Genomic DNA, 13,743 nt, shown 5'->3' with positions numbered 1-13,743 from the left:
GCTGCCCCCCGAGGGGGCCGCCCGCCTGTGGCCCGGCAAAGCCGGTTCCGCGGCTCGAACTGGTATTCGGGGGACTTGTTGTCGCTTGTTGTTCATGCTGCTGCCTTCACGGGGGCAAAGGTTTTGGCATCGCTGATCTTCAGCGTGGCGCTCACGCTGCCGCTGCGGCCGTCTTCAAACTTGACCACGGTTTCAATAAACTGCTCGGCCTTGCCGCTGTACAGCGCGTCGATCAGGGGTTGGTATTTGTCGGCGATGAAACCACGGCGCACCTTGTTGGTCCGTGTCAGTTCGCCATCGTCGGCGTCGAGTTCCTTGTGTAATACCAGGAAGCGGCTGACCTGCGAGCCGGCCAGCAAGGTGTCGACACTCAGGTCGGCATTGACTTTTTCAACACATTCCTTGATCAATTGATACACCTCGGGTTTTTGCGCCAGGTCGGTGTAGCCGGCATAAGGCAGGTTGCGCCGTTCGGCCCAGTTGCCCACCGCATCAAAGTCGATGTTGAGCATCACGCAGACTTTTTCGCGGCCGTCGCCGTAGGCCACCACTTCCTTGATGTGCGGAAAAAACTTGAGTTTGTTTTCCACGTATTTGGGCGCAAACATCGCGCCGTCGTTGGCGCCGCCCTTGATGCGACCCACGTCTTTCACGCGGTCTATGATTTTCAAATGACCGCTGGCATCGAGAAAGCCGGCGTCGCTGGTGTGGTACCAGCCGTCCGCGGTCAACACCTCGGCCGTGGCGGCCGGGTTTTTGTAATAGCCCTTGAGCAGGCCGGCGGACTTGACGAGAATTTCGCCGTTGTCGGCGACCTTGATTTGCACGCCCTTGATCGGTACCCCCACGGTATCGGCGCGCGCCTGGTGGTCTGGCTGCAGGCAGACAAACACCGCGGTTTCGGTGGAGCCGTACAACTGCTTGAGGTTGATACCTATCGAACGGTAAAAGGTAAACAGGTCCGGGCCTATGGCTTCACCCGCTGTGTAGGCCACACGCACCCGGCTGAAGCCCAGGTTGTTGCGCAACGGGCCATAGACCATGACCTGGCCCAGGGCATACAGCAGGCGGTGGCCGGCGCCCACCGCCTGGCCGTCCATCAGGGCCGGTCCGACACGTTTGGCGACAGCCATGAAGAAGTGGAACATCTTGCGTTTGAGAGCGCCCGCATCTTCCATGCGAATCATCACGCTGGTCAACAGGCCTTCAAATACACGCGGCGGCGCAAAATAATAGGTGGGGCCCACCTCTTTCAGGTCGATGGTGACGGTGCTGGCGTTTTCAGGGCAGTTCACCACGTAGCCGCAACATAACCACTGCGCGTAACTGAAGATGTTCTGGCCAATCCAGGCCGGCGGCAGGTAGGCCAGCACTTCCTCGCGATTGCTCAGTTTGTCGAATTCGGCACCGGCCTGGGCGCGGTCGAGCAGGGTGTTGTGCGTGTGCACCACGCCCTTGGGGTTGCCGGTGGTGCCGGAGGTGAAAAACATGGCGGCCACGTCCTCGGGCTGGGCCTTGTTTACCTCCGTCTTGAAAAACGCCGGTTGCTGGCGGGCAAAGGCCTGGCCTTCGGCGATCAGCACATCCAGCGCGCCCAGGCCAGCCTCCTCATAGTTGCGCAGGCCGCGTGGGTCGTCAAAAATAATCGTTGACAGTTGCGGGCACTGGCCGCGGATCTCCAGCAACTTGTCCACCTGCTCCTGGTCCTCGACCATGGCAAAACGCACTTCGGCGTTGGTGATCGGAAACACACATTCGGCACTCACCGCGTCCTGGTACAGCGGCACCGCAATCGCGCCCAGCGACTGGGCCGCCAGCATGGTGGCGTAGAGCCGGGGCCGGTTCGCGCCTATGACCACCATGTGTTCGCCACGCTGCAGGCCGGCCAGGTGCAGGCCGCAGGCAATGTGCTCCACCAGGGTGGCCAGGCCGGCCCAGCTGTGCGCTTGCCAGATGCCGTATTCCTTCTCGCGCATGGCTGGCGCCTCGGGGCGCTCGCTCGCATGTTTCAGCAGCAGTCGGGGGAAGGTGGTCAACATTCGGTACCTTGTCTCCAGCGTTGGCGACGTTTTCAAGGAAGACACGTCGGGGTATGACTTGCATACTAGGCCTGGGTTTGACGCCATGTTGTCGTTTGAACGACAATTTAGGGGTCACCCCTCCCCGGACTTTCCCGCATCTGTTTGTTTGCCTGGAGCGCGCCATGAGCCTGGACTTGCCACTGCACCAACGTCGCCGTCGCCCCGAGGTGGATGAGCTGGCGGGCATTCCCTGGCTGGGGCTGCTGCTGCCGGCCGAGCGTGAGCAGGCGGTGGCCGAGTTGACCGTGGGTGACGCCTTGCCGGGCGACTATGTCTGCCGTGTCGGCAAGCCGGTCACCTACTGGTTTGGCGTGGTCGAGGGTCTGCTCAAGATGAGCAGCGACAACGCGCAAGGCATGACCATGACGTTTACCGGTGTGCCGCCTGGCGGCTGGTTTGGCGAAGGCACGGCGCTCAAGCGCGAGCCTTACCGCTACAACATCCAGGCCTTGCGCAAAAGTGTGGTCGCCGGACTACCGGTGGACACTTTTCATTGGCTGCTGGATCACTCGATTGGGTTCAACCGCTTTGTGATGAACCAGCTCAACGAACGCCTGGGCCAGTTCATCGCCGCACGCGAGATTGACCGCATGAACAACCCCGACCTGCGTGTGGCACGCAGCCTGGCGGCGCTGTTCAACCCGGTGTTGTACCCGGGCGTTGGTGAAATCCTGCGCATCACCCAGCAGGAGTTGGCCTATCTGGTGGGCTTGTCACGCCAGCGGGTGAACGAAGCCCTGGCCAGCCTGGAGGCGCAGGGCACCATCCGCATTGAATACGGCGGTTTGCGGGTGCTGGACCTGGCGGCGCTTCGTTCCAGCGCTTTTATAGATAAAAAAGGCCTGTAGCCCAGAAGGGGTGGGCGCAAGCAGCTATTGAATCAATAGCGAATTGCGGCTGGGCGCGATCTGCGGTGTGTGGCGTTTTTACGCTTTCTTTATACAGCCTCCCTCTCTTTCATCCCCGTTTTTATGCGCCAAAACCTAAGCTTGCGCCATTACTTTTATGTTGGAGAAGGTTCATGGATATCGCGTATATCGCCCTGGCCGCCGCCTTATGGGGCGTGATGGTTTTATTGGTCTGGGGTTTTCGCAAGCTTGAGACGCCTGCAGGAGGCCGGCCATGATGAGCCTTGAAGTTCTGTACGGCTTTGGTGGCATGACGGCCATCGCGTTGCTGGCGTATCTGGTTTATGCGCTGATCTGCGCCGAGGAGTTTTGATGAACGTCGTGCAGAACCGCTTCAAACAAGTGAACGCCCCCTCGGGGGGCAGTGTCGCGGCCTTGGCCGCAAACGTGGGGGTCCTATGAGTACGTCCGCATGGGGCCTATTGGCTCTTTTTCTCGGTATTTTGGGGGTGGCCGCCTGGCCATTGGGAATCTGGATCGCGCGTTTAAACACCGGCCATCTGCCCAACTGGATGTTGCGCGCCGAAGCGCCGCTATACCGTCTGGCCGGCACCTCGGCCGACCAATCTATGAAGTGGTCGCACTACGCGCTGGCGGTGCTGGCCTTCAACCTCTTGGGTGTGCTGGTCGTTTACGCCTTGCAACGCCTGCAGGTCTGGCTGCCGCTCAACCCGGCCGGCATGGGCAATGTCTCGCCTGACTCCGCCTTCAACACGGCCATCAGCTTTGTGGCCAACACCAACTGGCAGGGTTATGGCGGTGAATCCACCATGAGTTACCTGACCCAAATGCTGGCGCTGGCGGTGCAGAACTTTTTATCGGCAGCCACCGGCATTGCCGTGGTGTTTGCCTTGTTCCGAGGTTTCGCGGCGCGCGCCACCGGCGCGATCGGCAACTTCTGGGTCGACATCACCCGCATCACGGCCTGGCTGCTCGTGCCTTTGTCGCTGGTGCTGGCGATGGTCCTGGTCGGCCAGGGCGTGATCCAGAATTTTGACGCCTACAAAGATGTCACGACACTGGAAACCACCAGCTACCAGCAGCCGAAAAAGGGTGCGGATGGCGAGCTGCTGAAGGATGCCCAGGGCGCGCCTGTCATGGAAGACATGAAAGCCGACAAGCAGACCCTGGCCATGGGCCCGGTCGCTTCGCAGGAAGCCATCAAGATGCTGGGCACCAACGGGGGTGGTTTCTTCAATGCCAACTCGGCCCATCCGTATGAAAATCCGACCGCGTTGAGCAACCTGTTGCAAATGCTGGCGATTTTTATCATCCCTGCGGCTTTGTGTTTTGCTTTTGGCCGGGTGGTGGGTGATCAACGCCAGGGCTGGGCTGTGCTGGCCGCGATGACGGCGATGTTTGTGATCGCCGTGGTGCTCATCACGCCGGCCGAGCAGGTGGGTAACCCGCTGCTGACGCCGCTGGGTGTGGACCAGAGCAGCAGTGCCTTGCAAGCGGGCGGCAACATGGAAGGCAAGGAAACCCGTTTCGGCATCAATGCCTCCACCCTGTTTGCGGTGGTGACGACGGCGGCTTCCTGCGGGGCGGTCAACTCCATGCACGACTCCTACACGCCGCTGGGCGGCATGGTGCCCATGGTCATGATGCAGCTCGGTGAAGTGGTGTTTGGCGGTGTTGGCACCGGCCTGTACGGCATGCTGGTGTTTGCCATCCTGGCGGTGTTTATTGCCGGCCTGATGATAGGCCGCACGCCAGAATACCTGGGCAAAAAAATCGAGTCGCATGAGATGAAGCTGACCTCGATCGCCATCCTGGTGACGCCCATCCTGGTGTTGGCAGGCACGGCCATCGCTGTCATGTCGGGTGCCGGCAAGGCCGGTATTGCCAACCCGGGTGCGCACGGTTTTTCGGAAATTTTGTATGCGCTGACCTCGGCCGCCAACAACAACGGCAGTGCGTTTGCCGGTCTCTCGGCCAACACGCCGTTTTACAACACGCTGCTGGGGTTGGCGATGTGGCTGGGCCGTTTCGGTGTGATCGTGCCGGTGCTGGCGATTGCCGGTGCACTGGCCAGCAAAAAACGCCTGCCCGTCACGGCCGGAACCATGCCCACCCATGGCCCCCTGTTTGTGATGCTGCTGATTGGCACGGTGCTGCTGGTGGGGCTGCTGAATTACGTGCCGGCCCTGGCACTGGGGCCGGTGGTCGAGCACTTGATGCTGTGGCCCGCCCAATAACTGCAAGACAAAGAAGTAACTGATATGAGTACCAAAAAAACGTTTGTGTTGCTGGACCCGGCGCTGCTCAAGCCGGCCATCGTGGCATCTTTTTCCAAGCTGAACCCGCGTGTGCAGTGGCGCAACCCGGTGATGTTTGTTGTCTATGTCGGCAGCATCTTGACGACCTTGCTGGGGCTGCAAGCCCTGCAGGGCCAGGGCGAGGCGTCGGCCGGTTTTATCCTGGCCGTGGCCTTGTGGCTGTGGTTCACCGTGTTGTTCGCCAACTTTGCCGAGGCGCTGGCCGAAGGCCGCAGCAAAGCCCAGGCGGCCTCGCTGCGCAGCCTGAAGAAAAGCACCTGGGCCAAGAAGTTCCAGGTTGGCGCCGGCAAACCCTTCCATGGCAGCGCCTGGCTGCCGGATCAGGCCGAAAACCTGCGCAAGGGTGATGTCGTGCTGGTCGAGGCCGGCGACATGATTCCACTGGACGGCGAAGTCATCGAAGGCGTGGCCACGGTGGACGAGAGTGCCATCACCGGCGAATCGGCCCCCGTGGTGCGTGAGTCCGGCGGCGACTTCTCGGCCGTGACCGGCGGCACCCGGGTGTTGTCCGACTGGCTGGTGCTGCGTATCGTGGTCAACCCCGGCGAGTCCTTCCTGGACCGCATGATCAGCATGGTCGAAGGGGCCAAACGCGCCAAAACACCAAATGAAATCGCTCTGACGATTTTGCTGGTGGCGCTGACCATTGTGTTCCTGGTGGTCACGGTGACCCTGCTGCCGTTTTCGATGTTCAGCGTTGAAGCCGCGGGCACTGGCACGGTGGTCAGCATCACCGCCTTGATCGCTCTGCTGGTCTGCCTGATCCCGACCACCATAGGCGGCCTGCTGTCGGCCGTTGGTGTGGCCGGCATGAGCCGCATGATGCAGGCCAATGTGATTGCCACCTCCGGCCGTGCGGTGGAGGCTGCGGGGGACGTGGATGTGCTGCTGCTGGACAAAACCGGCACCATCACCCATGGCAACCGTCAAGCCTCCAGCTTCCTGCCCGCCCCGGGCGTGTCGGAAGTAAAACTCGCCACCAGCGCCATGCAGGCCTCGGTGGCCGATGAAACGCCGGAAGGCCGCAGCATTGCCACGCTGGCGCTAAAGCTCAATGCCGCCCAGCCCCTGGTGGGCGACGCCCACCCCGTGCCGTTCACGGCCCAAACCCGCATGAGCGGCGTCGATGTCCAAAAAGTCGACGGCAGCCTGCGTCACCTGCGCAAGGGTGCTGTTGACGCGATTCGCAAACATGTGGAGGCTTGTGGCGGCCACATGCCTGCGGAGGTCATGCGCGTTGCCGACGAGGTGGCACGCCGTGGCAGCACGCCGCTGGCGGTTGCTGACGGCAACACCGTGCTCGGTATCGTGGAGCTGAAAGACATCGTCAAGTCCGGTATCAAGGAGCGTTTTGGTGAGCTGCGTCGCATGGGTATCAAGACGGTGATGATCACCGGTGACAACAAACTCACCGCCGCAGCGATTGCCGCCGAAGCCGGTGTGGACGACTTCCTGGCCGAAGCCACGCCCGAAGACAAACTCAAGCTGATTCGCCAGTACCAGGCCGAAGGCCGGCTGGTGGCCATGATGGGTGACGGCACCAACGACGCTCCGGCCCTGGCCCAGGCCGACGTGGCGGTGGCCATGAACAGTGGCACCCAGGCGGCCAAGGAAGCGGCCAACATGGTGGATCTGGACTCGAATCCGACCAAGCTGCTGGAAGTGGTGGAGACCGGCAAGGCGCTGCTGATGACACGCGGCTCCTTGACCACGTTTTCGATCGCCAACGACGTGGCCAAATATTTCGCCATCATTCCGGCGATTTTTGTGACCACCTATCCGCAGCTGTCAGCGCTGAACGTGATGCAGTTGGGCAGCCCGAATTCCGCCATTTTGTCGGCGGTTATTTTCAACGCGCTGATCATCATGTTTTTGATTCCGCTGGCGCTCAAGGGTGTCAAGTACCGCGCCGTGGGGGCCGCTGCGCTGCTTCGCCGCAACCTGCTTATCTACGGCCTGGGCGGTCTGATCGTGCCATTTATCGGCATCAAGGCGATCGACATGTTGCTCGTGGCCATGAACCTCGTTTAAGGAAAAATCATGAAAAATATTCTTCGTCCCGCCCTGGTGTTGTTTGGCGCCTTGACCCTGATCACTGGCGTGGCTTATCCGCTGGTGGTCACCGGTGCGGCCCAGGCCTTGTTTCCCGAGCAGGCCGCCGGCAGCCTGATCCTGCGTGATGGCAAGCCAGTCGGCTCCAGCCTGATCGGGCAAAACTTCAGCGATCCCAAAAACTTCTGGGGCCGACCATCCGCCACCGGACCCATGCCTTACAACGCCTCGGCGTCCAGCGGCGCCAACCAGGGCCCGCTGAACCCGGCGCTGGTGGATGCCGTCAAAGGCCGCATCGCCGCGCTCAAGGAAGTTGATCCGGGCAACACGGCGCCCGTGCCGGTGGACCTGGTCACCGCCTCGTCCAGCGGGCTGGACCCGCACATCAGCCCGGCCGCCGCTGCCTACCAGGTGGCGCGTGTGGCCAAGGCCAGAAATGTTTCGAAAGAGAAGGTGCAAGCCCTGGTCGAGCAGCAGACTGAAACCCCGCTGTTGGGCTTTTTCGGCGAATCGCGTGTGAATGTGCTCAAGCTCAATCTGGCGTTGGAGACTCTTTCCTAAAAGGACATCATGGCTTACGCCGCTTATCGCGAATCCTTCGGTGCAAGCCGTTTCAACCAGGCGCCGGAGGAGCGCGGGCGGCCTGAAAGGCTCATGGTGCTGGAACTCACCGTCCCCAGTTGTGAGGCTTTCCAGGTGCGCCGCCTGCTGGCGGGTTGCCCCGATACCGGCGTCCTGCGCTGCGTGCCGCGGCCGCATGACAGCCTGGTGCGGCTGGAAATTCTCTTGCCCGAGAACCGGGTGGCAGAGATCATGCATGTGCTCATGACCCGTATCCCAAGCGGCGAGATGGGCGCACTGAACTCCTGGCGGCGTCATTTAACCAACCATGGCCTGACCCATGGATTCTGAATGGCTGCGCGACCTGGGCGTCTGGGTCGTTTTTGGGCTGACGCTGGCGGTGCTTCGCTTCCTCGCGTGGCAGGACGGCCGCGCAAAAAAGCAGCAGAAAAACCGCCATTCCCCTGCGCGCGGGCGGGCTCTCCCGCGGTCGCCCAAGTAGCCCGATCAGGCAGGACATGCCATGAAGTCCGGCTTCGTTTTTGTTCCGGGTGCCGTGCTTCCCGCCACGGCGGGCGAGCGCGTGGACATTCTGCTTTACACCGCACCCGACCCCAAGGAAAAACAGGAGGTCGTCGAGCGCCTGTCCCTGGATCCGCATGAGCTGGAGTCCGCGCTGGACGCCGACGAAATTTCGCGTGTGGATTTTTCGGCCGACTGTGTGTCCATGATCTGGAAACAACCGAAAAACGTGTCCATTGCAGAACAGCTGCGTTTCGACGTGGGCTCCATGGGACTGTTTCTGCACCAGGACCGGCTGATCGTGATTGTGGGCGAGGACGCGCCGTCGTTCACGGCGCGGGAGTTCCAGCGTTGCGGCTCGGCAGAGGATGTCTTGCTGAAGCTGCTGGAACAGACGATACGCCACTACCTGGGCCACCTCAAGGTGATCAAACAGATCACGGCAGAACTCGGCACCAAGATCACCGGCTCGATGGACAACCAGTATTTGCTGCAGATGCTGGTGCTGGGTGAAAGCCTGATTTATTACATCAACGCCATCGAGGCCAACAGCGGCGTGCTGGCCAAGCTGGAGGCCCATGCACCCAGGTTGCAGCTCAACCCCAGCCAGATCGCCACGCTACACGACCTGACGGTCGACAACCAGCAGTGCGCCCGGCAGGCGCGTATCTACAGCGATGTGGTGGCTGGCCTGATGGATGCGCGCGGCACCATCCTCAACAACAACGTCAGCGTGTTGCTGAAGAAGCTGACCCTGATCAGCATCATCTTCCTGCCGCTCAACCTGATCGCCAGCATAGGTGGCATGTCCGAGTTCAGCATGATGACCCAGGGCATCGACTGGCGCATCGCCTATTCGCTGTTCGGCATCGCCATGGTGACCTTGGGCTGGGGCAGCTGGCATGGGCTGGTACGCGTGCTGGAGAAGCGGCAGCGGCGAAAGTAAAAACGTGGGCGTGACGATCTTTACGCTTTTTTTCCACGGCGCCACGGAGTTTTGTCCCCGTTTTTACGGCGCATTTTTTATGCTTCATCTGTCGCGTTTGCCGTTTCAGGCAGCAAGACCTTGGAGTCAATGATGAGCATTTTTTCCGCCCGAGTTTCTCCGGCCGCCGGTGTCCTGCACCGCGGCCTCAGCAAGGTATTTTCTGATGAGCCCATGGCCACACCTCGGCCGCCCGCCAACCCGCGTTTTGAGCTGGTTGGTGTGATGGTGGCCAGCAAGGATGTGTTGCAAGCCCGCAAGGCCTTGTTGGCCTGCCCGGGCACCGCCATTCTTCGCTGTTTTCCCATGCCCAGTGACAACCGTGTCAAGCTGGAAATTCGTTTTCCGGCGGGACAGGTGGCTGCCGTGATGGCGCGGATTCAGGCTTGCCTGCTTTGCGGCGAAATTGGCGGCGTGGTCGCCTGCGCCGTCCCGTGCGTGAAGCCTTATCGGGAACACGCCAAGGTTGTGCACATCCATGGATTCTGAACTGCTGCGACTCGTCTGTGCCTTGGCCGCCTTTGTGTTGCCGCTGACCTTTGCCTGGTGCATCGTGTGGTGGCAAGGCAGACGGCAAACCCGCCAAGCTCGTCGACACCAAGATTAGGTCACGGTCGCTTCTGGCCACCACCTGTGATCCCTTTGTTGGTGTTTAAACGCCAACGCTCCCTTTTTTTAACCAAGGAAATTGAATGATCCCGAAAAAACACCTGTTGTCTATGGCTGCAGGCCTGTTGTGCACCCTGGGCGCCGCACATGCGCAAACAAGCGCCGCTACCGCTGCCGACCAGCCGGCATCGCCGCACACCCTCACCGGCAATATCGCCGCGGTGTCCGACTACCGCTTCCGCGGCATTTCGCAAAGTTACCGTCATCCGGCCATCCAGGGCGGTTTTGATTACACCCATGCCAGCGGCTTTTACCTGGGCAACTGGAATTCCAGCGTCTCGTCCAACTCCTACAACAATGGCGCCGGGCTGGAAGTGGATCTTTACGGCGGCTACCGTTTTCCCTTGACCCAGAACCTGAGCGGCGATGTGGGCGTGTTGCACTACATGTACCCCGGCGCCAAACTCAACAGTGCACCGGCGACGCCAACCGGCAATAAATACGACAACACCGAAATTTATTTCGGCTTGACGCAGGGCGTCTTCAACGCAAAACTGTCGTATGCGGTCACCGACTATTTTGGTTTGAACAGCACAACCGCCGGCTACGCGTATTTCAACGCCTTGCCAGCGCGCGGTGACTCCAAGGGCACAACTTACCTGGACCTGAATTACAGCTTTGATCTGGGCAACCAGGTCACCTTGGGGCTACATGCCGGCCACACCAGCGTGCGTCGCTACAGCGAGCTGTCCTACACCGACTACAAAGTGTCCGTGGCCAAGGAATTCGCCGGTGTGACCCTGAACCTGGCGGTGGTCGGTGCCGACGCCGACAGCAAGTATTACCAGGCGACCAACTCGGCTGGCGCGAACCCGAAAAAGCTGGCAAAAACAGCGCTGGTCATTTCGGCCAGCAAAACGTTCTAAAACAAACGCCCCGGCGCAGGCCGGGGTGTTACGCTTTCGAGCCATGCATGTGACACGCACGATTTCCTCTTATGGCGCTTAGCCCAGACGCCAGACCCGACCCGGACCAGCTCCTGGAGCAGCTTCGTGGCGAGGAGGAGCGCGCGCGCCGCGGCAAGTTGCGCATTTATTTCGGCGCCAGCGCCGGCGTGGGCAAAACCTACGCCATGTTGAGTGCGGCCCAGCGTGAACGCCGGGCCGGTCGCGAAGTCCTGGTCGGGGTGGTGGAAACCCACGGGCGCAGCGAAACCGCAGAGTTGTTGGTGGGGCTGGAACAATTGCCGCTGCGCCAGGTGGCTTACCGCGGCCGCAGCCTGCAGGAGTTCGATCTGGACGCGGCGCTGGCGCGCAAGCCCGCGGTCTTGCTGGTGGATGAACTGGCGCACAGCAATGTCGAAGGTTCGCGCCATGCCAAACGCTGGCAGGATGTGCAGGAGTTGCTGGAGGCCGGCATCGATGTCTGGTCGGCGATCAATGTCCAGCATCTCGAAAGCCTGAACGGCACGGTGGGCGCGATCACCGGCATCCGTGTTCATGAGACGGTGCCGGATACGGTGCTGGACGCCGCCGATGAAATCATCCTGGTCGACGTGACGCCCGACGAGTTGATGGGGCGGCTGAAAGCCGGCAAGGTTTACCTGCCGCAGCAGGCGGAACGTGCGGCACAAAACTTTTTTCGCAAGGGCAACCTGATTGCCTTGCGTGAGATCGCCTTGCGGCGCACGGCCGAACATGTCGAAGACGACGTGCGCAGCTACCGCGTGGAAAAATCTATCGCGCCGGTGTGGAACACCGAAGGGGCCATCCTGGCCTGCATCGGCCCACGTGAAGGGGCCGAGCAGACCGTGCGTACGGCGGCGCGGCTGGCCGGCCAGCTCAATGTGCGCTGGTATGCGGCTTATGTGGAGACGCCGCGTTTGCAACGCCGCGGCGTGGCGCCGCGTGACAAGGTGCTGGCGGTGATCAAGCTGGCGGAAGAGCTGGGTGCGGCCACCGCCGTTCTGGCCGGCGGTGATGCGGCGGCCGAACTGGTGGCGCAAGCCCAGTTGCTCAACTGCGCCACCCTGGTGGTCGGACGGCCGCAGCTGTCGGGCTGGTCCGCCTGGTGGAGTCGGCGCACGATGACGCGCCGGCTGGCCACGTTGGCGCCCACGCTGGACATCGTCGAGGTGGGCCATGCCGACAGCGCCCGGCGGCTGGTGCGCAGCACAACACGCAGCGAAGACGACGTCGATGCCACGGCCTGGCACGGCCGCCTGCCGCCGTATGCCTGGGCGGCGGCCAGCAGTGCGGCCATCACCTTGCTGGCCTTGCCGCTGCTCCGCTTTTTTGACCAGGCCAACATCGTCATGCTGTTTTTGCTGGGCACGGTGTTGGTCGCGCTGAGGTTTGGCCGCGGCCCGGCGGCGTTGGCGGCGTTTCTCAATGTGGCCGCATTTGACTACTTTTTTGTCGAGCCGCGCCTGTCGCTTGCGGTCAGTGATGTGCAGTACCTGGTGACGTTTGGTGTCATGCTGGTGGTCGGCCTGTTGACCGGGCAATTGACGGCAGGCCTGCGGTTTCAGGCGCGTATTTCAGCCAGCCGCGAACGCCGCGCGCAGTCGCTGTTTGAGCTCACCCGCGACCTGTCGGCGGCGCTGCTGGGTTCGCAGGTGGCCGAACTGGGCGAGGCGGCGGTGCGGCGCAATTTTGGCGGACAGGCGCTGATGCTGGCCACCGATGCGCATGACCAGTTGGTCCTGCCTGACAAGGACGTGCCCTCTGACTTTGATCCCAGCGTCGCCGACTGGGCATTTCGCAACACCCAGGCGGCGGGCCTGGCCACGTCCACCTTGTCGGCGCAGTCCTGGCATTACATTCCGCTGAAGGCGCCCATGCGGGTGCGCGGTGTGTTGGCGCTCAAGCCCGCGCAGGCGCGCTGGCTGCTGGTTCCCGAACAAATGCAGCAGCTCGACACCCTGGCGCGGCAAATCGCCATTGCCCTGGAGCGTGTGCATTACGTGGACATTGCCCAGCAGGCCGTGGTGCAGATGGAGTCGGAGCGGCTGCGCAACACCTTGCTGGCGGCGATTTCGCACGATGTACGCACGCCGCTGACGGCGCTGATCGGCCTGGCCGAATCGTTGCAACGTTTGTTGCCCACGGGTCAACAGGCCGAGATGGCCCAGGCCATGACGCAGCAGGCGCGCCAACTGAGTGCCCTGGTGACCAATCTGCTGGACATGGCGCGTTTGCAAAACGGCGGCGTGAACCTGCGCAGCGAGTGGCAGTCGGTCGAGGAGGTGGTGGGGTCGGCGATTCGCGCCGCGCAACATGCGTTGGGCGGCCTGGCCGTACACACCGATGTGCCGCCGGATCTGCCGCTGGTGGAGTTTGACGCGGTGCTGATGGAAAGGGTGCTGGTGAACCTGCTGGAAAACGCCGCCAAGTATGGCGCGCCGCCGATAGAAATCGCGGCCCGCGTCACCTCGGACAGTCTGGTGCTTAGCGTGCGCGATCAGGGGCCGGGCTTGCCGGCCGCGCTGCGCGGCCGCGAAGCCGAGTTGTTCGATAAATTCACCCGCGGCCAGTCCGAGTCCTCTACCCCGGGCGTGGGTCTGGGGCTGGCCATTTGCAAAGCCGTGGTTGATGCGCACGGTGGCCGGATTGTGGCTGGCAATAGCCCTGGCGGAGGCGCAGAATTCGTTCTGACCCTGCCACGTCGTGCCCCGCCTGCACCGGCGCCCGAAGAACCTTAAATCACGCCGCTTTGGCCCGCGGGCATCACACGCGGCCGCCGCG

The 13,743-nt window shown here is 61.9% G+C and carries 12 protein-coding genes; 11 read left to right on the top strand and 1 reads right to left on the bottom strand.

From position 1 onward, the window contains the following. Positions 1-92: 92 nt before the first annotated feature. Complete coding sequence (locus R6254_RS08085; RefSeq protein ID WP_318405834.1) at positions 93-2,039, bottom strand: AMP-dependent synthetase/ligase; 1,947 nt, start codon at positions 2,037-2,039, stop codon at positions 93-95. Positions 2,040-2,203: 164 nt separating this feature from the next. Between R6254_RS08085 and R6254_RS08080 the strand changes: the two genes are divergently transcribed. From R6254_RS08080 to R6254_RS08030, 11 genes are all read left to right on the top strand, one after another. Next, the gene (locus tag R6254_RS08080) at positions 2,204-2,929 is read left to right on the top strand and encodes a Crp/Fnr family transcriptional regulator (protein ID WP_318405833.1); all 726 of its coding nucleotides are present in this window, start codon (positions 2,204-2,206) and stop codon (positions 2,927-2,929) included. 274 nt (positions 2,930-3,203) lie between these two features. Then, entirely contained in the window at positions 3,204-3,302 is a 99-nt protein-coding gene (locus tag R6254_RS08075) for a potassium-transporting ATPase subunit F (RefSeq protein WP_318405832.1), read from the top strand. A gap of 85 nt (positions 3,303-3,387) precedes the next feature. Continuing rightward, positions 3,388-5,187 carry a potassium-transporting ATPase subunit KdpA gene (gene kdpA / locus R6254_RS08070; protein WP_318405830.1) on the top strand — a complete coding sequence of 600 codons (1,800 nt, stop codon included), beginning with the start codon at positions 3,388-3,390 and terminating at the stop codon, positions 5,185-5,187. Between the two features lie 24 nt (positions 5,188-5,211). Continuing rightward, the gene (kdpB, locus tag R6254_RS08065; RefSeq protein WP_318405828.1) at positions 5,212-7,299 is read left to right on the top strand and encodes a potassium-transporting ATPase subunit KdpB; all 2,088 of its coding nucleotides are present in this window, start codon (positions 5,212-5,214) and stop codon (positions 7,297-7,299) included. A gap of 9 nt (positions 7,300-7,308) precedes the next feature. Further along, positions 7,309-7,881 (top strand): potassium-transporting ATPase subunit KdpC, encoded by a 573-nt coding sequence (gene kdpC, locus R6254_RS08060; RefSeq protein WP_318405827.1) that lies wholly within the window; start codon positions 7,309-7,311, stop codon positions 7,879-7,881. A gap of 9 nt (positions 7,882-7,890) precedes the next feature. Then, the gene (locus R6254_RS08055) at positions 7,891-8,232 is read left to right on the top strand and encodes a hypothetical protein (protein WP_318405825.1); all 342 of its coding nucleotides are present in this window, start codon (positions 7,891-7,893) and stop codon (positions 8,230-8,232) included. Beyond that, a complete protein-coding gene (locus tag R6254_RS08050; RefSeq protein ID WP_318405824.1) occupies positions 8,222-8,383 on the top strand; it encodes a hypothetical protein in 162 nt (53 codons plus the stop codon). The genes R6254_RS08055 and R6254_RS08050 overlap by 11 nt, the downstream gene beginning before the upstream one ends. Positions 8,384-8,404: 21 nt before the next feature. Then, positions 8,405-9,349 carry a magnesium transporter CorA family protein gene (locus tag R6254_RS08045; RefSeq protein ID WP_318405823.1) on the top strand — a complete coding sequence of 315 codons (945 nt, stop codon included), beginning with the start codon at positions 8,405-8,407 and terminating at the stop codon, positions 9,347-9,349. Between the two features lie 132 nt (positions 9,350-9,481). After that, the gene (locus tag R6254_RS08040; protein WP_318405822.1) at positions 9,482-9,877 is read left to right on the top strand and encodes a hypothetical protein; all 396 of its coding nucleotides are present in this window, start codon (positions 9,482-9,484) and stop codon (positions 9,875-9,877) included. Positions 9,878-10,080: 203 nt separating this feature from the next. Continuing rightward, the gene (locus R6254_RS08035) at positions 10,081-10,923 is read left to right on the top strand and encodes a TorF family putative porin (RefSeq protein ID WP_318405821.1); all 843 of its coding nucleotides are present in this window, start codon (positions 10,081-10,083) and stop codon (positions 10,921-10,923) included. Between the two features lie 71 nt (positions 10,924-10,994). Continuing rightward, on the top strand, positions 10,995-13,700 hold the full coding sequence (locus R6254_RS08030; protein WP_318405819.1) for a DUF4118 domain-containing protein: 2,706 nt from the start codon (positions 10,995-10,997) through the stop codon (positions 13,698-13,700). The last annotated feature ends 43 nt before the right edge of the window (positions 13,701-13,743 follow it).

It is taken from the genome of Polaromonas potterensis (assembly GCF_033446725.1).
Lineage (GTDB): Bacteria > Pseudomonadota > Gammaproteobacteria > Burkholderiales > Burkholderiaceae_C > Polaromonas.
Note: the sequence above shows the minus strand (reverse complement) of the source record. Positions and strands in the feature narration are given on the sequence as shown.

Coding starts and splice junctions, on each gene's coding strand:
- R6254_RS08030 (WP_318405819.1), top strand. CDS start 10,995: ATGGCGCTTAGCCCAGACGCCAGACCCGACCCGGACCAGCTCCTGGAG.
- R6254_RS08050 (WP_318405824.1), top strand. CDS start 8,222: ATGGATTCTGAATGGCTGCGCGACCTGGGCGTCTGGGTCGTTTTTGGG.
- R6254_RS08080 (WP_318405833.1), top strand. CDS start 2,204: ATGAGCCTGGACTTGCCACTGCACCAACGTCGCCGTCGCCCCGAGGTG.
- R6254_RS08045 (WP_318405823.1), top strand. CDS start 8,405: ATGAAGTCCGGCTTCGTTTTTGTTCCGGGTGCCGTGCTTCCCGCCACG.
- R6254_RS08040 (WP_318405822.1), top strand. CDS start 9,482: ATGAGCATTTTTTCCGCCCGAGTTTCTCCGGCCGCCGGTGTCCTGCAC.
- R6254_RS08085 (WP_318405834.1), bottom strand. CDS start 2,039: ATGTTGACCACCTTCCCCCGACTGCTGCTGAAACATGCGAGCGAGCGC.
- kdpC (WP_318405827.1), top strand. CDS start 7,309: ATGAAAAATATTCTTCGTCCCGCCCTGGTGTTGTTTGGCGCCTTGACC.
- R6254_RS08055 (WP_318405825.1), top strand. CDS start 7,891: ATGGCTTACGCCGCTTATCGCGAATCCTTCGGTGCAAGCCGTTTCAAC.
- R6254_RS08075 (WP_318405832.1), top strand. CDS start 3,204: ATGATGAGCCTTGAAGTTCTGTACGGCTTTGGTGGCATGACGGCCATC.
- R6254_RS08035 (WP_318405821.1), top strand. CDS start 10,081: ATGATCCCGAAAAAACACCTGTTGTCTATGGCTGCAGGCCTGTTGTGC.
- kdpA (WP_318405830.1), top strand. CDS start 3,388: ATGAGTACGTCCGCATGGGGCCTATTGGCTCTTTTTCTCGGTATTTTG.
- kdpB (WP_318405828.1), top strand. CDS start 5,212: ATGAGTACCAAAAAAACGTTTGTGTTGCTGGACCCGGCGCTGCTCAAG.